Source organism: Stenotrophomonas sp. YJH_SMC_127 (genome assembly GCF_059372445.1).
Map to the genome: position 1 here is coordinate 1,042,586 of NZ_JCAFVO010000001.1, position 19,034 is coordinate 1,061,619.

A 19,034-nucleotide genomic window follows, 5' to 3' on the forward strand; every position below is an offset into this window, starting at 1 on the left:
GCCACGTTTCACCCGCACTCGTACCCACACCCATGGCCCGCAAGACCAAAGAGGACACCCAGGCAACCCGGGAAGGCATCCTTGACGCCGCCGAAGCCTGCTTCCATGAACACGGCGTGGCCCGTACCACGCTGGAGATGATCGGTGCCCGCGCCGGCTACACCCGTGGCGCGGTCTACTGGCACTTCAAGAACAAGAGCGAGGTGCTGGCCGCCATCGTCGAGCGCGTGCACCTGCCCTTCATGCAGGAACTGGAGCGCACCTCCACCGACCAGCGCGACACCCCGGTGCACGACCTGCGCGCGGTGATGATCCACTCGTTCATCGAGCTGTCCGAGGACGAGCGCCTGCGTAAGACCATGGAGATCATGCTGCGCAGCGATGCGTCGGCGGACACCAGGGTGCTGACCGAAATGCAGCAGGCCGGATTCCGCGATGCGCTGGACCGGATGGAGCGTGCCCTGCGCCGCGCCCGCGATCTGGGCCAGCTGCGCGAAGGCGCCGACCCGAAAATCGCCGCGCGCATGCTGCACGCCACCGTGCTGGGCGTGCTGCACGGCGCGATGGTCGAACCGGAACTGATGGACCTCAAGCGCGACGGCATGCTCGCGCTGGACATGACCCTGGCCGCCTACGTGAAGGATGGCGTGTTCGTTCCCGGCACCGTCCCCGAGCCGCTGCCCGAGGCGTGAACGAGGCTGCTCCCATCACTGCGGCACCCCCTGCAAGGGCAGATCGATGATCCTGGACAACGTGACGTGGGGCTTCATCGGCTGTGGCAGCGTCACCGAGAAGAAGAGCGGGCCAGCCCTGGCCAACACGCCGGGCTCACGGGTAGTGGCGGTCATGCGCCGCAATGCCGCATTGGCCGAAGACTATGCACGCCGCCACGCGATTCCGCGCTGGTACGCGGACGCCGATGCACTCATCGCCGATCCGGAGGTGAACGCGGTCTACGTTGCAACACCGCCCTCCACGCACATGCACTACGCATTGCAGGCGATTGCTGCGGGCAAGCCGGTCTACATCGAAAAGCCGATGGCCATGGACCACGACGAGTGCCAGCGCATCATCGCGGCCAGCGCCCGCAGCGGCGTGCCCGTGTTCGTGGCCTACTACCGCCGTGCCCTGCCCCGCTTCGCACAGGTGAAGCAGCTGCTGGACGACAGCGCGATCGGCACAGTGCGCGCCGTGCGCGCCACCCTGCACCGGCCGCATTCAGTGGATGCCGCATCGCCTGACTTCTGGCGGACCAACCCCGCGATCGCCGGCGGCGGGCTGTTCGTCGACCTGGGCTCGCATACCCTGGACCTGCTCGACCATCTGCTGGGGCCGCTGAGCGATGTGCGTGGCCTGGCCAGCTCGTTGACCGGCGCCTACGCCGCCGAGGACAGCGTCTCGATGTGCTTCCGCACCGGGACGGGGACGCACGGCATCGCGCAATGGAGCTTCTGCGCGTTCCGCCGCCAGGATCAGATCGAGATCACCGGCGACCGTGGGCAGCTGCGCTTTGCCACCTTCGAGGACGTTCCGGTGGAGCTGGAAACCGAAGCGGGCGTGCAGGCCTTCGACATCCCGAACCCGTCGTCGATCCAGCAGCCGTTGATCGCCTCCCTCGTGGACGAACTGCGCGGCAACGGGCACTCGCCCTCGAACGGCATCAGCGCCGCCCGCACCAGTGCAGTGATCGACCAGGTGCTGCGGGACTACCGCACCCGGCAATCGCACTGACCGCACAGGAAAAAGGCCGCCTTGCGGCGGCCTTTTCTGTTGCAGTGGGCGGGGTCAGCGCCCTCGCCACGGCGAGGGATCCGACCCCGCCGGGCATTACAGGATGTAGCGGCTCAGGTCCGGGTCCTGCACCAGCTCACCCAGGTGCTTGTCAACGTAGGCGCTGTCGATGGCCAGGGTTTCGCCGTCGCGGTCCGGTGCCTCGTAGCTGAGCGAATCCAGCAGGCGCTCCAGCACCGTATGCAGGCGACGCGCGCCGATGTTTTCCTGGCGCTCGTTCACCTGGAAAGCGATCTCGGCCAGACGATCAATGGCATCGGCAGTGAAGCTGACCTTGACGCCTTCGGTGGCCAGCAGTGCTTCGTACTGCTTGGTCAGCGCGGCCTTCGGTTCGGTCAGGATGCGCACGAAATCGTTCTTGCTCAGCGCACCCAGCTCCACGCGGATCGGGAAGCGGCCCTGCAACTCCGGAATCAGGTCGCTGGGCTTGGCCAGGTGGAACGCGCCCGACGCGATGAACAGGATGTGGTCGGTCTTGATCGTGCCGTACTTGGTGGACACGTTGGAGCCTTCCACCAGCGGCAGCAGGTCGCGCTGCACGCCTTCGCGCGACACGTCACCACCTCCCACGTTGTCGCCACGCTTGGCGACCTTGTCGATCTCGTCGATGAAGACGATGCCGTGCTGCTCGCAGGCCTCGATCGCGGCGGTGCGGATGTCGTCCTCGTTGACCAGCTTGCCCGCTTCTTCCTCGATCAGCAGCGGGCGCGCGGCCTTGATGGTCAGCGTGCGCTTGTGCGCCTTGGCGCCGCCGCCGAGGTTGGCGAACATCGACTTCAGCTGCTGGCCCATTTCCTCCATGCCCGGCGGGGTCATGATGTCCATGCTGACGTTGGCGGCCAGGTCGAGTTCGATCTCGCGCTCGTCCAGCTCACCGTTGCGCAGCATCTTGCGGAACTTGATGCGGGTCTCGTTGTCCTGCGCCGACGGCTCGTTGCGGGCGACTTCCGGATCGAAGCCGATGCCACCGCTGCGGCGCGGCAGCAGCGCATCCAGGATGCGGTCTTCGGCACGCTCTTCGGCCTGGGTGCGTACGCGCACCTTGGCCTGTTCGCGATAGAGCTTGACCGCGGTATCGGCCAGGTCGCGGATGATCTGCTCGACGTCCTTGCCGACGTAGCCGACTTCGGTGAAGCGGGTGGCTTCGACCTTCACGAACGGCGCGTTGGCCAGCGTGGCCAGGCGACGCGCGATCTCGGTCTTGCCGACGCCGGTCGGGCCGATCATCAGGATGTTCTTCGGCATCACTTCATTGCGCAGCTCGGGCACCAGCTGCATGCGGCGCCAGCGGTTGCGCAGGGCGATGGCCACGGCGCGCTTGGCGTCGTGCTGGCCGACGATGTGCCGGTCCAGTTCCTGCACGATCTCGCGCGGGGTCATGGTGGCGGAGGAAACTTCGATCTTCGACATGGATGTGCTCACGGATTCTTTGTCGGTAGTGCCGGCCGCTGGCCGGCAACCAGGCACGCGTGCGGGGGATCATGAGGTTGCCGGCCAGCGCCCGACGCTACCCTCACAGCTCCTCGACCACCACGTTGCGGTTGGTGTAGATGCAGATGTCGCCGGCGATGCCGATCGCTTCGCTGGCGATGGTGCGCGCATCCAGTTCGGTGTGCGCCATCAAGGCGCGTGCGGCCGACAGTGCATACGAGCCACCCGAGCCGATGGCGATGATGCCGTCCTCCGGCTCGATCACATCGCCGGTGCCGCTGATGATCAGCGAGGTTTCCTTGTCGGCCACCGCCAACAGGGCTTCCAGCTTGCCGAGGCGGCGCTCGGTGCGCCAATCCTTGGCCAGTTCGACCGCAGCACGCTGCAGCTGGCCATGCTTTTCCAGCTTGGCCTCGAACAGCTCGAACAGGGTGAAGGCATCGGCGGCGGCACCGGCGAAGCCGGCCAGCACCTGGCCATCACGGCCGAGGCGGCGCACCTTGCGCGCGTTGCCCTTCATCACGGTGTGGCCCAGCGTGACCTGGCCGTCGCCGGCAATGGCCACGTGCTCGCCGCGACGGACGCAGACGATGGTGGTGGCGTGGAAAACGTTGGGGTTCTGACTGGGGTCCATGATGCCTCCGGGGTGACAGAACCAGAGGTGGGGACTGCCCTGCGCCCTTCAAGCCACCCGCGACCGGCTGCCGCAGGGGCAACGTTCAGCTTTCTCCGCTGCCGTCGTTGCTGCGTCGGCGCTTCGCGCGCGGATGCGCGGCATCGTAAACCTTGGCCAGGTGCTGGAAATCGAGGTGGGTATAGATCTGCGTGGTGGCGATGTCGGCGTGGCCCAGCAGCTCCTGCACACCGCGCAGGTCGCCGGACGATTCCAGGATGTGGCTGGCGAAACTGTGCCGCAGCATGTGCGGGTGCACGTGCTTGAACAGGCCCTGGCGCTGCGCCAGCTGGCGGATGCGGATCTGCACCGCGCGCTGGCTGATCGGCCCGTTGCGGCCGGGGAACACCGGCGAGGCCGGGTCGCCGCCACTTTCCGCGCGCCACGCCTGCAGCGCTTCACGCGCCGGCCGGCCGAACGGCACACGGCGCTGGCGGTTGCCCTTGCCCAGCACGTTCACCAACCCGCTGTCGAAATCCAGATCGCGCCAGGTCAGCGCGCAGACTTCGCTCAGGCGCAGGCCAGAGGAATAGAACAGTTCCAGCAGCGCGCGGTCACGGCGGCCGAGCTCACCCTCCGGCTCCAGCTCGACCAGCTGCACCGCCTCATCGGCGTCGAGGACCTGTGGCAACCGGCGCGGTGCGCGCGGTGCCTTCAGCGTCGCTGCCGGGCTGACCTCGATACGCCCGTGCTTGAGCAGCCAGGCATAGAAGCTTCGGCAGGCCGACAGGCGGCGCTGCAGGCTCTTGGCCGACAGGCCGCGGCGGTGCTCGTCGGCAACAAACTGGCGCACGGCCTCGGCATCCAGTGCCTCCACCGCCACGCCACGCGGCTCGGCCCAGGCCGACAGCGCGTCCAGGTCGCGGCGGTAGGCGTCGAGCGTATGCGCCGACATCCGCCGCTCCACCTGCAGGTGCTGCAGGAAGGCCTGTACCGCGCTCATCGTCGTCGCAACCTGCTCAGCCCGGGAAGCGCTTCAGGCCAGTGACCAGCGCGTCACCCATCATGCGCAGGAACAACGTCCCCATGCCCGGGTAGAAGCGGTTCGGGTCGTGGCTGCCGACCGCGATCAGGCCCACGCCCGGTAGCGGCAGCAGCGCGGTGGTCTGCACTTCCTCGCTGCGCACGCCGTACAGCACGGCATTCTTTTCCGGCTGCAGGCGGCCGCAGATCGGCTCGCCATCGTTCAGGCAATCGCGGAACGGGCCCAGCTGCGGATCATCCGCGGCAATCACCTGCAGCCAGTCGGCCTGTTCCAGCCCGGCCACTGGCGTGTGCACCACCAGCCGCACCAGGTCGCCGGCGAAGTCTTCCTGCAACGAGGCGGCCATCGCGCGCAGGGTGTCAGCCGCGTTGTCCTGCTTCATCAGCGCCAGGGTCAGCTGGTGCGTGCGCACCGCCAGCCGCTCATTGACCTGGGCGGTCGCGCCCAGATCGGCCAACCGTCGTGCCAGCTCGCGGTTCTTCTCGCGCAGCACTTCCAGCTGGTAGCTGGCCAGCGACGCGGTCGGGCCGTCGTCACGCGGCACCACCAGGGTCAGGGCCAGGTCCGGGAACTGCTTGAGGAAGCCGGGATGACGCCGCAACCAGGCAGCGACTTCATGGGCCCCGAGCTTGTCGACGGTTTCGGTCATGCGATCCACTCCCCTTCGAAGACGAATGCGGTCGGGCCCGCCATCACCACCGGCTGGCCATCGCCCGGCCACTGGATGCGCAGGTCGCCACCGGGCAGGCTGATGCGGGCATCGCGCTGCAGGCGACCGCGCTGCATCAGGGTCACCGCGGCGGCACAGGCACCACTGCCGCAGGCCAGGGTCTCGCCGACACCGCGCTCGAACACGCGCAGGCGGGCGTGGGCCGGGCTCATCACCTGGGCGAAGCCCACGTTCACCGAGCGCGGGAACGACGCATGCTGCTGCAGCAGCGCACCGACGCGCTCGACCGGTGCAGCATCGACCAGGCCCACTTCGATCACCGCATGCGGGTTGCCCATCGACACCGCGGCGAAGCGTACGCTCTCGCCCTGCAGCGGCAGCAGGTATTCCTCGCGCGCGTGCGCAAAGCCCATCAGCGGCACGTTGGCCGGCTCGAAGGCGGGCACGCCCATCGTCACCGCAAACTGCCCTTCGCCCAGCACCTTCACTTCATGGCTGGCCAGCGGGCTGTCGATGACGAATGCATCGCCCTGCGCACTGCCCTCGCGCACCAGCCAAGCGGCGATGCAGCGCGCGCCGTTGCCGCACTGCTCGGAATTGGAGCCGTCGGCATTCCAGATGCGGTACGAGGCCACCGAACCGTCCGCACGCGGTGCCTCGATGGTCAGGATCTGGTCGCAGCCAACGCCGGTGTGGCGGTCGGCCAGGCGCGCGGCCAGCTCGGGCGTGGGCGGCGCGGTGCCGTCACGCAGGTCGATCACTACGAAATCATTGCCCGCGCCATGCATCTTGCTGAAACGCAGGGCCCTGGAACCGGCCTTACTCATTCCCGCTGCCCGCCTTCTTCGCGGGCGTGGGCGCCGGCTGGGTGGCCGGTGCGGCCGGCTCCACGGTCGTGGCCGGGGTGCCGCTGCCCTGGGTCTGCGGCGCAGTCGCCTCGGTGGCGGGCTCGGCAGCGGGTTCGACAGTTTCTTCCACCGGCACCGGCTTCTGCGGCAGTACCAGCGGGCCCTTGTTGCCGCAGGCGGCGAGGAGCAGCAGCGAGGCCGCTGCCAGCGGAATCAGGATGGCGTTTCGATGGGGGATCTTCATGCCCCGAGTATAGCCATTGGCGGCTGAGCGGTTGGTGCAGGGAATCGGGTTGCCGGCCAGCGGCCGGCACTACCGCCGGCGCTCAATCCGCGGGCGGCGGTGGCAGCGGCCGCGTCCACAGCCAGATTGCGACCACGGTCATGCTGCCGATCGAGAACCACTTCACCCAGGCGATCGGCACGCACCACAGCATGATGCCGGCGCATACCGCCATGGTGATCGTGGCCATCCACTTGCCGTAGCGGCTGACCGCCCCGTGTGCCTGCCAGTTGACGATGGCCGGGCCGAAACGCGGATGCTGCAGCAGCCAGGTATGCAGGCGCTCCGAACCGCGCGAGGCGGCCCAGGCCGAGATCAGGATGAATACGGTGGTCGGCAGCCCCGGAACGAAGATGCCGACGATGCCGGTGCCCAGGCTGACGTACGCCAGCAGCCACCATGCCCAGCGGAAACGCACCACGCGCGGCGGCGTGGCGCTATCGCGGGGTGCAGATGGCTCGGGCTGGCTCATGGCCGCAAGGATACCGGTTCGGGGTGCCAGGCAGCGCCCGGCGCCCCTTCGCCGTTACGGCTGGGCGATGCCCAGCTGCTGCAGCACGAACGCGTACGACTCGGACAGTTCGCGGTAGCGCTGGAAGCGCCCCGACTTGCCGCCGTGGCCAGCTTCCATGTTGGTGCGGAACAGGATCGGGTAGTGGCCGGTGTTGTCATCACGCAGCCTGGCCACCCACTTGGCCGGCTCCCAGTACTGCACCTGCGAATCCCACAGGCCGGTACCCACGTACAGCGCCGGGTACGCCTGCTGCTTCACGTTGTCATAGGGCGAGTAGGACAGCATGTAGTCGTAATACGGCTTCTGCTCCGGGTTGCCCCACTCGTCGTATTCGTTGGTGGTCAACGGAATGGTCGGGTCGAGCATGGTGGTGACCACGTCGACGAACGGCACCTGCGCCACCATCACCCGGTAATCCTGCGGCGCCTGGTTGGCCACCGCGCCCATCAGCAGGCCGCCGGCGCTGCCACCGGACGCGGCCACGCGATCCTTCGCCGCCCAGCCCTGTGCGACCAGGCCACGGGTGACGTCGATGAAGTCGTTGAAGGTGTTCTGCTTGTGCAGCAGCTTGCCGTTCTCGTACCAGTCGCGCCCCATCTCCTGGCCGCCACGGATGTGGGCGATGGCATACACCACGCCACGATCAAGCAGGCTGACCGCGGTCTGGTTGAAGTACGGATCCATCGACATGCCGTAGCTGCCGTAGGCGTACTGGAACAGCGCGCCCTTGCCGTCCTTCTGGTAGCCCTTGCGGTAGACCAGCGACACCGGCACCTTCACGCCATCGCGCGCCGTGATCCAGACGCGGTCGGTCTCGTACTTCGAGGCGTCATAGCCGATCACCGGCTGCACCTTCAGCTGGCGACGCTCGCCGGTGGCGGTGTTCAGCTCGAACACGGTGGTCGGGGTGGTCATCGAGGTGTAGACGTAGCGCAGCCACGGCGTATCGGCCTCGGTGTTGTCGCCCAGGCCCATCGAATAGGCCGGCTCGTCGGCCTTCACGTAGTCGCTGCGCCCGTCCTTGAACAGCAGGCGGATGCGCTCCAGGCCCTCGGAACGTTCGGCGATGGCGGTGTACGTGTCGAACAGTTCGAAGCCTTCGATGAACACCGCATCGTCGTGCGCGATCCAATCCTTCCATTGCGCGCGCGAGGTGGCATCGGTCGGCGCGGTGACCAGCTTGAAGTTCTTCGCACCGTCGTTGGTGCGGATCACCCAGCGGCCGTCATGGTGGTCGGCGTCGTACTCGACATCGCGCTGGCGCGGCGCCAGCACGGTGAAGGTGGTCGGGTCGCTGGCCGGCGCGTAGCGCTCTTCCGAGGACACGGTGCTGTGCACGCCGATGGTGATGAAGCGATCGTCGCGGGTGCGGCCGATGCCCATGTAGAAGCTGTCGTCCTTCTCTTCGTAGACGACGGTGTCGGCGCTGGCCGGGGTGCCCAGCACGTGCTTCTTCACGCGCACGGTCAGCAGCGTTTCCGGATCGTTCTCGACATACAGCACGGTACGGTTGTCGTCGGCCCAGACCAGGTCGCCGGAGCTGCCGGTGATCACATCGGGCAGCACCGTGCCGGTGGCCAGGTCCTTGAAGCGGATCGTGTACTGGCGGCGGCCGACGTCATCGTCGGCCCAGGCCAGCAGCTGGTTGTCCTGGCTGACTTCCATCGAGCCGACGCTGAAGTAGCCCTTGCCGGCGGCCATTGCGTTGACGTCCAGCAGGATTTCCTCGGCCGCCTCCATGCTGCCCTTGCGGCGCGCGTGGATGGGGTAATCCTGGCCGGTCTCGAAGCGGCTGTAGTACCAGTAGCCGCGCTCGCGCGCCGGCACGCTGGAATCGTCCTGCTTGATGCGGCCGACGATCTCCTTGTACAGGGTGTCTTCCAGTGGCTTCAGCGGTGCCAGCAGCTGGTCGGCGTAGGCATTCTCTGCCTGCAGGTAGGCCAGCATGTCCTTGTTCTCGCGCTTGTCGTCGCGCAGCCAGTAATAGTCATCGTTGCGGGTCGCGCCGAACGGCGCCTTGACCACATGCGGATGCTTGGCGGCATCCGGCGGAACGGGCGGCGTGGCGGCGGTAGCAGTCGTGGTCATCAGGCTGGCGAGCAACAGGCAGAGGGTGGACTTCATGAGATAAGGCTCCTGGCGCATCAATGCAATGGTCTTCGACGGGGTCAGATTCCTTTTCCCGAAAAGGGATCTGACCCCAATCTCGGCAATGCGGCAACCCTGCGGAACGTCATGGGTTGCGCCGGCCGGCGTACCATGGGCACATGAGCACCCCGCCCCACACGCCGGGCTACAGCCGGCGCAGCCATGAAATCGCTCCGTTCCACGTGATGTCCCTGCTGGCCCGCGCGCAGGCGCTGGAACAGGCAGGCCACGATGTGATCCACCTGGAAATCGGCGAACCGGACTTCACTACCGCCGAGCCCGTCGTGCGTGCCGGCCAGGCCGCACTGGCCGCCGGCCACACCCGCTACACCGCCGCGCGCGGCCTGCCGGCGCTGCGCCAGGCTATCAGCGGTTTCTACCGCAGCCACTATGGGCTGGATGTCGATCCCGAACGCATCCTGGTCACCCCGGGTGGGTCCGGTGCGCTGCTGCTGGCCAGCAGCCTGCTGGTCGATCCCGGCCGCCACTGGCTGCTGGCCGACCCCGGCTACCCCTGCAACCGCCACTTCCTGCGCCTCGTCGAGGGCGGCGCGCAGCTGGTGCCAGTCGGCCCGGACACCGCCTACCAGCTGACCCCTTCGCTGGTGGAACAGCACTGGAATGACGACAGCGTCGGCGCGCTGGTCGCCTCACCGGCCAATCCGACCGGCACCGTGCTGTCCGCCGACGAACTGGCGGCACTGTCGCAGGCCCTGCACGCGCGGGGCGGCCACCTGGTGGTGGACGAGATCTACCACGGCCTGACCTACGGCCTGGATGCGCCCAGCGTGCTGCAGGTGGACGACAGCGCGTTCGTGCTGAACAGTTTTTCCAAGTACTTCGGCATGACCGGCTGGCGGCTGGGCTGGCTGGTGGCACCGCCTGCAGCGGTACCGGACCTGGAAAAGCTGGCGCAGAACCTGTACATCAGCGCCTCCAGCATCGCCCAGCACGCCGCGCTCGCCTGCTTCAGCGAGGAATCAATGGCGATCTTCGAACAGCGCCGTGAAGCGTTCCGCCAACGCCGCGACTTCCTGCTGCCCGCGTTGCGTGAGCTCGGCTTCCGCATTGAAGTCGAGCCGCAGGGCGCGTTCTACCTGTACGCCGATGTCAGCGCGTTCACCGACGACGCGCAGGCGTTCTGCGCGCACTTCCTGGAAACCGAGCACGTGGCGTTCACCCCGGGCCTGGATTTCGGCTTCCATCGCGCCAACCAGCATGTGCGGCTGGCGTATACCCAGCAAGTACCGCGGTTGCAGGAGGCGGTGGCGCGGATCGCGCGCGGGTTGAAGCGTTGGCAGGGATCACGTTGAGGGTAGTGCCGGCCGCTGGCCGGCAAGCCGGGAATACCTGAATGATGCGGTTGCCGGCCAGCGGCCGGCACTACCGGTAAAGAAAAACGCCGCCCTGGGGCGGCGTTTTCCGTTCTGCTTACTTGCCGCCCAACCGCTCCCACAGGAAGCTGTAGGCCAGCGCGGACATATGCGCGGCCTGTGCGTTGTTGGCTGCGCCGCCGTGGCCCCCTTCGATGTTCTCGTAGTAGGTCACGTCCTTGCCGGCGTCGATCATCTTCGCCGCCATCTTGCGGGCGTGGCCCGGGTGCACGCGGTCATCGCGGGTGGAGGTCGTGAACAGCACCGGCGGGTAGTTCTTCTTCGCGTTGAACAGGTGATACGGCGAGAAGGTCTTGATGAATTCCCAGTCGCTGGTGTCCGGGTTGCCGTACTCGGCCATCCACGAGGCGCCGGCCAACAGGTGGCTGTAGCGCTTCATGTCCAGCAGCGGCACCTGCACCACCACCGCACCGAACAGCTCCGGGTACTGGGTCAGCATGTTGCCGGTCAGCAGGCCACCGTTGCTGCCGCCCTGCACGCCCAGGTGCTTGGCGCTGGTGATCTTGCGCTTGACCAGGTCCCGCGCCACCGCGGCCATGTCTTCATAGGCCTTGTGACGGTTCTGCTTCAGCGCCGCCTGGTGCCAGCGCGGGCCGTACTCGCCGCCGCCGCGGATGTTGGCGACCACGTACACGCCGCCCTTCTCCAGCCAGGCGCGGCCCATGCCACCGGAATAGCTCGGGGTCAGCGAGATCTCGAAACCACCGTAGCCATACAGCAGGGTCGGGTTGGAGCCATCGAGCTTCATCGCCCTGTCGTGCACCACGAAATACGGCACGCGGGTGCCGTCCTTGCTGGTGGCGAAGTGCTGCTCGATCACCTTGCCCTTGGCATCGAAGAAGGCCGGCATGGTCTTCAGCGTTTCCGGTGCCTGGCCGATCTCGGCCAGGGCCAGCGTGGTCGGCGTCAGGTAATCGGTGGCGGTCAGCCACACCGCGTCGCTGTCATTGCTGTCCACCGCAGCCACGCCCAGCGTGCCGAAGGCCGGGGCGCCGACGAAGCGGCTGGTCTGCCAGCCGTCGGCGCCCGGGGTCAGCACCGACAGGCGGTTCTTGACGTCGTCCAGCACATTCAGCACCAGGTGGCTCTTGGTCCAGCTGGCACTGGCCAGCGAGGTGGTCGCGGTCGGGGTGAACAGCACGTCGAAGTCGCGCTTGCCGGCCAGGAAGTCGTCCAGCTTCGTCGCCAGCAGCGAACCGGACGCGTAGGTCTTGCCGCCCACGGTCCACGGATCGCGCAGTTCCAGGGTCAGCCACTGCTTGTGCAACCCCTTCTCGGCCGAGTTCGGCGCGTCGATCTTGGTCAGCGTGCCGTCATCGCCACGCAGGTAGAGCTCGTTGTTGTAGAACGCCAGGGTGCGGCTGACCAGGTTGCGTTCGAAGCCCGGGGTGTCATCGTGCATCGCCGCGATGTACATGTCCTCCGGCTTGCCTTCGTACACCACGGTGGCCGAGGCCATCGGCGTGCCGCGCTTCCACAGCTTGGCCACGCGCGGGTAGCCGGAGGTGGTCATCGAGCCGGCACCGAAGTCGGTGTAGACGAACACGGTGTCGCGATCGACCCAGTTGAGGCCGCCCTTCGACTCCGGACGGAAGAAGCCGTCCTTGATCCAGGTCTTGTTGGCCAGGTCGAACTCACGGGTGACGTCGGCGTCGGCGCCGCCGCGCGACAGCGCGATCAGGCAGCGGCTGTAATCCGGGCGCAGGCAGTCGGCGCCGTGCCAGACCCAGTTCTCGCCCTCGGCCTTGTTCAGTGCATCCAGGTCGAGCACGGTCTCCCACTGCGGCGAGGCCTTGCGGTACTCGGCCAGGGTGGTGCGGCGCCACAGGCCGCGCTCGTGCTGCTGGTCCTTCCAGAAGTTGTAGTAGTAGTCACCGATCTTCTGCACGCCGGGAATCTTGGCGTCGGAGTCGAGCACCTCGCGGATGCGGGTCTCCATCTGCTTGAAGGCCGGGGTCTGCGCCAGGCGCGCCTCGGACCTGGCATTCTGTTCCTTGACCCAGGACAGTGGCTTGTCGCCGGTGACGTCCTCCAGCCAGGCGTAGCGATCGGTGTCTTCAGCGGCCACGGCGGTCCCCACCGAGGCAGCGGTCATCATGCCGGCCAGCAGGCAGGCGGAAGCGAGTCGTGACATTGCAGCTCCAGGCAGTCATAAGCCGGGGAACGCTAGCACGGAATGTCGCGGCCTCCCCCGTGTCGAAGGTCAGGCCGTGGCCGCCGGACCGCGCCGGCCGCGTGCGGCGGAAGCCGGCCGACGGCGCGCCTGTCCACCGGTACGCCGCGCCCGCCATCGCCATGACGGGTGCGGCAGCGGAAAGCGCAGCAGCGCCCACCAGGCGGCGAGCGGCATGCCCACCAGCCACATCGGCAGCCAGCCCAGCCACGCGCTGCTGCCGCGTGCCGCCGGCCAGACCAGGATCAGCGCCAGCCCGGCCAGCGCCAGTTGCCGCACGCCGCGCAGCAGGCGTGGGTCGGCGCGTTCGATGACGCGTTCAGTTGCAGGGCGACGGACGGAACGAGCGTTCATGGGGGCTTCTCCGGTAGACAATGCAACACAGCTTGGGCAAGCCCCTTCTCACAGGATGCGACACCATTGACGGATCGCGTGCACACAGTCGACCATGCGCGTGCAAGCCCACTGGAGCCCGCTCCCGCATGACTTCGATCCGCCCGTTCTGCGCCGTGCTGCTGGCTCTGTCCCTGGCAGGTCCTGCCATGGCCGCCAGTGAGCCGCCGTCGCCCCGCGCCAGCGCCACCGACGCGGCCGACCCGGGGGCGCCGATCGACCTGAAGCGCTTCATGGGCACCTGGTATGTGATCGGCCGCGTGCCGAACTTCATCGAACGCGGGCATGTCGCCAGCGTCAACGAGTACGAGCTGCGCGACGAGCACAAGGTCGCCATCACCTACCGCTACCGTGATGGCTTCGGCGAACCACTGCAGGAAATTCGCGCACGTGCCAGCGTCGATCCGGACAGCGGCAACCATGGCTGGCGAACCTGGTTCTATCGCGTGGTGCCGACCCATTCGCGGGTACTGGAAGTGGCCCCGGACTATTCATGGGCACTGATCGGTTATCCGGGCCGCGAAATGGCCTGGATCTTCGCGCGCAGGCCGGACATGGACAAAGCCCTGTACAAGGAGCTGGCCGAGCGCCTGCGCGACGAGTACGGCGTGAACACCGACAAGCTCAAGCGCGTGCCTCAGCATCCGGAACAGGTCGGCAAGCTGGGCTACGAAGTACCGAACGCGCGTTGACCGCACGTGGAGTTGCCGGCCAGCGGCCGGCACTACCGTTTTTTTCCCGGCAATCGGGTAGAGCCGGCCGCTGGCCGGCTGCCGCCCGGCATTCTGTTACTTGCGGCTGTAATGCGCGACCAAGCGGTCGCCGAGCATCTGCAGCAGTTGCACCAGGACCAGCAACAGGACCACGGTGACCAGCGCCACGTCGGTGTGCGAACGCTGGTAACCATCGCGGAACGCCAGGTCGCCGAGGCCACCGGAACCGATCGCACCGCCCATCGCGGTGAAGCCGATCAGGGCCACGGTGGTGACCGTCGCCCCGGCGATCAGCCCCGGTCGTGCTTCCGGCAGCAGCACCCGGGTGACCAGCTGCCAGGTGGTGGCGCCCATCGCCTGGGTCGCCTCGATCACGCCACGATCCACTTCGCGCAGCGCGGTCTCGACAAGGCGCGCGTAGAACGGCGCCGCGCCGATCACCAGCGGCACGATCGCGCCGCGCACGCCCAGCGAGGTACCCATTAGGAACAGCGTGACCGGGATCAGCACGATCATCAGGATGATGAAAGGCACCGAGCGCAGCAGGTTCACCACCAGAGCCAGCACGCCATAGGCAAACGGCCGGCGCTTCATCTGCGGCGCCCCGAACAGGTACAGCAGCACGCCCAGCGGCAGGCCGATGGCCAGGGTCAGCGGCAGCGAACCGAGCAGCATCAGCAGGGTGTCGATGGTGGCCTGGCCGATGTCGGCCCACTTGCCCGCATCCAGGTGACGGAAGAAACCGCCGGCAGTGGCGATGATCATCGACGCAGCTCCTCGACATGCACGCCGGCAGCCACGAAGGCCGCCTGCGCGGCGGACTGGTCACCGCCCACCAGGGCGACCACCAGCTGGCCATAGGGGGTGTCCTTGATCCGGTCGATACGGCCGGACAGGATGTTGTAGTCGACCCCGGTCTGGCGCGCGACGCTGCCCAGCAGGGGTTCGTAGGTGTCACCGCCGAGGAAGGTCAGGCGCACGATGCGCCCGCCCACCACGTCGAAATCGCGGTGCAACGCCCCTTCGTCCACGTGCTCCGATTCGCTGACGAACCGACGCGTGGTCGGGTGCTGCGGATGCAGGAACACCCGGGTAACCGGGCCGGTCTCGACCATCTGGCCAGCATCGAGCACGGCCACGCGGTCGCAGACACGGCGGATCACGTCCATCTCGTGGGTGATCAGCACGATGGTCAGGCCCAGCTCGCGGTTGATCTTCGACAACAGCGACAGCACAGAGGCGGTGGTCTGCGGATCCAGCGCGCTGGTGGCCTCGTCGCACAGCAGGATCTGCGGGCGGGTCGCCAGCGCACGGGCGATGCCGACACGCTGCTTCTGGCCGCCGGACAGCTGCGCCGGATACTTCTGCGCATGCGCTTCCAGGCCCACGGTCTGCAGCAGCTCGGCCACGCGCGCGTCGATCTCCGCTTGCGGCGTGTCGGCCAGCTCCAGCGGGAAGGCGACATTGCCAGCCACCGTGCGCGACGACAGCAGGTTGAAGTGCTGGAAGATCATGCCGATGCGCCGGCGCAGCGTGCGCAGGCCGTCCGCGTCCAGTGCGGTGACATCCTCGCCACCGATCAGCAGCCGGCCACCGCTGGGTTCTTCCAGGCGGTTGATCATGCGGATCAGGGTCGACTTGCCCGCGCCGGAATGGCCGATGATGCCGAATACCTCACCGGCCTCGATGGTCAGGTCCAGCGGTTGCAGCGCGCTGACTTCGCGGCCGGCAACGGCATAGGATTTGTGCAGGCGCTGGAACTCGATCACGGGCGTGGCTCACCGGCTGGGTGACGGAAGGGGGCGTGCAGCCTACCAGCGCAGGCGGTCGCGCGCCCGCGCCATGGGCCAGAATGTTATTCCTTTTGGTTCTAAGCCGCCCGCGCCGACGTGTTGGCTGGGGTCAGAGCCCCTGCGGGGATCCGACCCCGGGGTCGGATCCCCGCAGGGGCTCTGACCCCATTCCCAGGCCCAACCGGCTCAGGGATGGTCCAGCGGCTTCGGTGGCTGCACCCGGTTCAGGCGCTCACGATGCAGCAGGTACAGCCCCGAAGCCACGATGATCGCGGCGCCCACCCAGGTATAGCCATCAGGCAGCTGGCCCCAGAAGGCCAGATCCCAACCGATCACCCAGACCAGGCCACTGTATTCCAAGGGCGCGATCATCGAGGCCTCTCCCAGCTGGAACGCCTTGGTCAGGGCGATCTGGCCCAGCGCCCCGGCCAGGCCCATGCCGGCGATCAGCGGCGCATGCGCCAGCTGCAGCGGCACCCAGCCGGGAAGGGACAGCAGGCCGGCACCGATGGCCATGATTACCAGGAACCAGACCACCATCGACTGCGAGGTATCGGTGCGGGTCAGCAGGCTGACCGTGATCGCCGCCACGGCATAGGCGGTGGCCGCAGCCAGCACCATCAGGCCGGGCACCGAGATGAAACCGTCCACGCCCGGCCGCAGCACCACCAGCACGCCGACCAGGCCGATGCCGATGGCGACCCAGCGCCGTGGCCCGACCCGCTCGCCCAGCAGCGGTACCGACAAGGCGGCGATCAGCAGCGGGGCGACGAAATAGATCGTGTAGGCGGTGGACAGCGGCAGGTCGCGCAGGGCGAACACGAAGCAGCCGATCATCGCCATGCCCAGCGCGCCACGCAGCAGGTGCAGGCCCCAGCGACGCGGCACCAGCGAGCGTGGGCCGGCGCTGGCCAACACCCAGACCAGCACGAACGGCAACGAGGCCGCGCCGCGCAGGAAGGTCACTTCCAGGGTCGGATAGCTGGCCGACAGCTGCTTCATGCCAGCGTCCATCAGCGAGAAACAGGCGACCGCAGCGACCATCCAGGCCACCGCACGCGAAGGGGAGCGTTGCACGTTCATGGCCCATTATCGCCCGGTCGTCGCTTTCTGTAGAGCCGAGCCCACGCTCGGCTGCCCTTCACAAAGCCGCCGAGCGTAGGCTCGGCTCTACAAAGGGCGGGCATGCGGGCCCTCGCGATAGAATGATCGCCACTGAAACCTGCGGAGCACCGCCCATGCCTTCCTTCGACGTCGTGTCCGAAGTCGACACCCACGAGCTGACCAACGCCATCGACCAGGCCAACCGCGAACTGGCCACCCGCTTCGACTTCAAGGGCGTGGACGCAAAATTCGAGCGCGACGGCGATGTCATCAACCAGACCGCGCCGACCGAATTCCAGCTCAAGCAGATGAACGACATCCTGCGTGCTCGCCTGGCCGCACGCGGCATCGACGTGCTCAGCCTGGAGTTCGGCGACATCGAGACCAACCTGGCCCAGGCCCGGCAGAAGATCACCGTCAAGCAGGGCATCGAGCAGAAGATCGCCAAGAAGATCGCGGCGGCGCTGAAGGATGCCAAGCTGAAGGTGGAAAGCCAGATCAACGGCGACAAGCTGCGCGTGCAGGGCAAGAAGCGCGACGACCTGCAGGACGCCATCGCCGTGCTCAAGGCCGGCAAGTTCGAGCTGCCGCTGCAGTTCAACAACTTCCGCGACTGAGGCATCCGCACGACGGCGCGTTGCCAGCGACGCGCCTACAATGGCGGCCCCGCCAGCCGACGTGCCCGCCATGACCGATTCCCCCCTGCCCACCGATGACCCGATCGCTGCCACCCGCCTGTGGCTGGAGCGCATCGTCATCGGCCTGAACCTGTGCCCGTTCGCCAAGGCGGTGTATGTGAAGGACCAGGTCCGCATCGTGCTCAGTGATGCGACCACGCCGGAAGCGCTGGTTGAACAGCTGGCCGAGGAACTGGTGCTGTTGCGCGATACGCCGGCCGAGCAGATCGATACCACGCTGATCGTGCATCCGCAGGTGCTGACCGACTTCCTCGACTACAACGATTTCCTCGACAACGCCGACGCCGCGATCGAGGCACTGGACCTGCAGGGCATCCTGCAGGTGGCCAGCTTCCACCCGGACTACCAGTTCGACGGCGTGGCAGCGGACGACGCCAGCAACTACACCAATCGCGCGCCCTTCCCCACCCTGCACCTGCTGCGCGAAGACAGCGTGGCGCGCGCAGTGGATGTCTATCCGGACCCGGACGTGATCGTCGAGCGCAACATCCAGACCCTGGACCGCATCGGCGTGGACGGCTGGCATCGCCGCCTGCGTGGCGAAGACCTGACGTGAGCACGGTGCCGCCGATTGCCGCATGGCCGGCCGCGCCGCTGTCGGGCAAGGTGGTGCTGGTCACCGGCGGCGCCAACGGCATCGGCCGTGGCATCGCCCAGGCCGTGCTCGGTGCCGGCGGACGCGTGCTGATCGGCGACCTGGACGTGGAGGCCGGCGAGGCGTGCCTGGCGGAATGGCAGCGTAGCGGCGAGGCCGCATTCCAGCGCCTGGACATCACCGACGAAGCCAGCGTGCGCGACTTCATCGCCGTGGCCCTGCGGCGTTTCAGCCGTATCGACGGGCTGGTCAACAACGCGGGCATTGCCGGACCGCATGGCACGCAGCTGCAGGACATGGACTGGGATGAGTGGCAGCGCCGCCTGTCCTCGCTGCACGGTGCCTTCCTGTGCAGCAAGCACGCACTACCGGCGCTGACGGCCAGCGCCGCCGGCGCAATCATCAACATCGCCTCGACCCGCGCCTGGCAATCCGAAGCGCACAGCGAGGCCTATGCTGCGGCCAAAGGCGGGCTGGTGGCGTTCACCCATGCGCTGGCGATCAGTGCCGGCCCAACGGTGCGGGTCAACAGCATCAGTCCGGGCTGGATCGGCACCACGGCCTGGCAGGCCCCCTCGCGGCGACACGCACCGGAGTACTCCGCCATCGACCAGGCACAGCACCCGGTCGGCCGGGTCGGCCGCCCCGAGGACATCGGCGCGCTGGCGGTGTACCTGCTGTCGTCGCTGTCCGGCTTCAGCACCGGCCAGGACTTCATCGTCGACGGCGGCATGACCCGGAAGATGATCTACGCCGAATAGAAAAAGGGGACGGAGGGGATTAAGTCGTTTGTGCACAAACGACTTAATCCCCTCCGTCCCCTTTTTT

At 67.4% G+C, this 19,034-nt stretch carries 20 protein-coding genes; 7 read left to right on the forward strand and 13 right to left on the reverse strand.

What is annotated here, in order from left to right:
• The first annotated feature begins 32 nt into the window (after positions 1-32).
• Both smeT and AC5QAB_RS04635 read left to right on the forward strand, forming a co-directional pair.
• The gene (gene smeT, locus AC5QAB_RS04630) at positions 33-692 is read left to right on the forward strand and encodes an efflux transporter SmeDEF transcriptional repressor SmeT (RefSeq protein WP_032961200.1); all 660 of its coding nucleotides are present in this window, start codon (positions 33-35) and stop codon (positions 690-692) included.
• A 46-nt stretch (positions 693-738) separates the two neighbouring features.
• Positions 739-1,731, forward strand: a complete 993-nt coding sequence (locus tag AC5QAB_RS04635; protein WP_329858143.1) for a Gfo/Idh/MocA family protein — start codon at positions 739-741, stop codon at positions 1,729-1,731.
• Between the two features lie 96 nt (positions 1,732-1,827).
• Here the strand turns inward: AC5QAB_RS04635 and hslU are convergent, their stop codons facing one another.
• The 8 genes from hslU to AC5QAB_RS04675 all read right to left on the reverse strand — a co-directional run bounded on the left by hslU (position 1,828) and on the right by AC5QAB_RS04675 (position 9,319).
• Positions 1,828-3,201: an ATP-dependent protease ATPase subunit HslU gene (hslU, locus tag AC5QAB_RS04640; protein ID WP_014648461.1), complete on the reverse strand. Its 1,374-nt coding sequence runs from the start codon at positions 3,199-3,201 to the stop codon at positions 1,828-1,830.
• A 103-nt stretch (positions 3,202-3,304) separates the two neighbouring features.
• Positions 3,305-3,856, reverse strand: coding sequence for an ATP-dependent protease subunit HslV (hslV, locus tag AC5QAB_RS04645; protein ID WP_005411093.1), 552 nt, complete (start codon positions 3,854-3,856; stop codon positions 3,305-3,307).
• A gap of 85 nt (positions 3,857-3,941) precedes the next feature.
• Positions 3,942-4,838: a tyrosine recombinase XerC gene (xerC, locus tag AC5QAB_RS04650; protein WP_495233189.1), complete on the reverse strand. Its 897-nt coding sequence runs from the start codon at positions 4,836-4,838 to the stop codon at positions 3,942-3,944.
• Between the two features lie 16 nt (positions 4,839-4,854).
• Positions 4,855-5,529 (reverse strand): DUF484 family protein, encoded by a 675-nt coding sequence (locus AC5QAB_RS04655; protein WP_014648463.1) that lies wholly within the window; start codon positions 5,527-5,529, stop codon positions 4,855-4,857.
• Positions 5,526-6,377 carry a diaminopimelate epimerase gene (gene dapF, locus AC5QAB_RS04660; RefSeq protein WP_032961204.1) on the reverse strand — a complete coding sequence of 284 codons (852 nt, stop codon included), beginning with the start codon at positions 6,375-6,377 and terminating at the stop codon, positions 5,526-5,528. Before dapF ends, AC5QAB_RS04655 begins: the two co-directional genes overlap by 4 nt.
• Complete coding sequence (gene lptM / locus AC5QAB_RS04665; RefSeq protein WP_014648465.1) at positions 6,370-6,642, reverse strand: LPS translocon maturation chaperone LptM; 273 nt, start codon at positions 6,640-6,642, stop codon at positions 6,370-6,372. Before lptM ends, dapF begins: the two co-directional genes overlap by 8 nt.
• Positions 6,643-6,724: 82 nt before the next feature.
• Entirely contained in the window at positions 6,725-7,153 is a 429-nt protein-coding gene (locus AC5QAB_RS04670) for a YbaN family protein (RefSeq protein WP_197561460.1), read from the reverse strand.
• Positions 7,154-7,207: 54 nt separating this feature from the next.
• On the reverse strand, positions 7,208-9,319 hold the full coding sequence (locus AC5QAB_RS04675) for a S9 family peptidase (protein ID WP_014648467.1): 2,112 nt from the start codon (positions 9,317-9,319) through the stop codon (positions 7,208-7,210).
• Between the two features lie 143 nt (positions 9,320-9,462).
• Between AC5QAB_RS04675 and AC5QAB_RS04680 the strand changes: the two genes are divergently transcribed.
• Entirely contained in the window at positions 9,463-10,656 is a 1,194-nt protein-coding gene (locus tag AC5QAB_RS04680) for a pyridoxal phosphate-dependent aminotransferase (protein ID WP_049406038.1), read from the forward strand.
• Positions 10,657-10,774: 118 nt separating this feature from the next.
• Here the strand turns inward: AC5QAB_RS04680 and AC5QAB_RS04685 are convergent, their stop codons facing one another.
• Positions 10,775-12,871 (reverse strand): prolyl oligopeptidase family serine peptidase, encoded by a 2,097-nt coding sequence (locus tag AC5QAB_RS04685; protein ID WP_164167558.1) that lies wholly within the window; start codon positions 12,869-12,871, stop codon positions 10,775-10,777.
• A 69-nt stretch (positions 12,872-12,940) separates the two neighbouring features.
• Positions 12,941-13,264, reverse strand: coding sequence for a hypothetical protein (locus tag AC5QAB_RS04690; protein WP_032961212.1), 324 nt, complete (start codon positions 13,262-13,264; stop codon positions 12,941-12,943).
• A 128-nt stretch (positions 13,265-13,392) separates the two neighbouring features.
• On the opposite strand from AC5QAB_RS04690, the gene AC5QAB_RS04695 reads away from it, so the two are divergent.
• On the forward strand, positions 13,393-13,995 hold the full coding sequence (locus tag AC5QAB_RS04695) for a lipocalin family protein (protein ID WP_069117841.1): 603 nt from the start codon (positions 13,393-13,395) through the stop codon (positions 13,993-13,995).
• A gap of 96 nt (positions 13,996-14,091) precedes the next feature.
• Here the strand turns inward: AC5QAB_RS04695 and AC5QAB_RS04700 are convergent, their stop codons facing one another.
• The 3 genes from AC5QAB_RS04700 to AC5QAB_RS04710 all read right to left on the reverse strand — a co-directional run bounded on the left by AC5QAB_RS04700 (position 14,092) and on the right by AC5QAB_RS04710 (position 16,892).
• Positions 14,092-14,781 (reverse strand): methionine ABC transporter permease, encoded by a 690-nt coding sequence (locus AC5QAB_RS04700; protein WP_014038544.1) that lies wholly within the window; start codon positions 14,779-14,781, stop codon positions 14,092-14,094.
• Positions 14,778-15,785 (reverse strand): methionine ABC transporter ATP-binding protein, encoded by a 1,008-nt coding sequence (locus AC5QAB_RS04705; RefSeq protein WP_495233190.1) that lies wholly within the window; start codon positions 15,783-15,785, stop codon positions 14,778-14,780. Before AC5QAB_RS04705 ends, AC5QAB_RS04700 begins: the two co-directional genes overlap by 4 nt.
• Before the next feature lie 210 nt (positions 15,786-15,995).
• The gene (locus AC5QAB_RS04710; RefSeq protein ID WP_014648474.1) at positions 15,996-16,892 is read right to left on the reverse strand and encodes a DMT family transporter; all 897 of its coding nucleotides are present in this window, start codon (positions 16,890-16,892) and stop codon (positions 15,996-15,998) included.
• A gap of 155 nt (positions 16,893-17,047) precedes the next feature.
• Here AC5QAB_RS04710 and AC5QAB_RS04715 point away from each other — a divergent pair, with 155 nt between their 5' ends.
• The 3 genes from AC5QAB_RS04715 to AC5QAB_RS04725 all read left to right on the forward strand — a co-directional run bounded on the left by AC5QAB_RS04715 (position 17,048) and on the right by AC5QAB_RS04725 (position 18,967).
• The gene (locus tag AC5QAB_RS04715) at positions 17,048-17,530 is read left to right on the forward strand and encodes a YajQ family cyclic di-GMP-binding protein (RefSeq protein ID WP_006471121.1); all 483 of its coding nucleotides are present in this window, start codon (positions 17,048-17,050) and stop codon (positions 17,528-17,530) included.
• 70 nt (positions 17,531-17,600) lie between these two features.
• Positions 17,601-18,167, forward strand: coding sequence for a DUF1415 domain-containing protein (locus AC5QAB_RS04720; protein ID WP_049406028.1), 567 nt, complete (start codon positions 17,601-17,603; stop codon positions 18,165-18,167).
• Positions 18,164-18,967: an SDR family oxidoreductase gene (locus AC5QAB_RS04725; protein WP_032961223.1), complete on the forward strand. Its 804-nt coding sequence runs from the start codon at positions 18,164-18,166 to the stop codon at positions 18,965-18,967. The genes AC5QAB_RS04720 and AC5QAB_RS04725 overlap by 4 nt, the downstream gene beginning before the upstream one ends.
• The last annotated feature ends 67 nt before the right edge of the window (positions 18,968-19,034 follow it).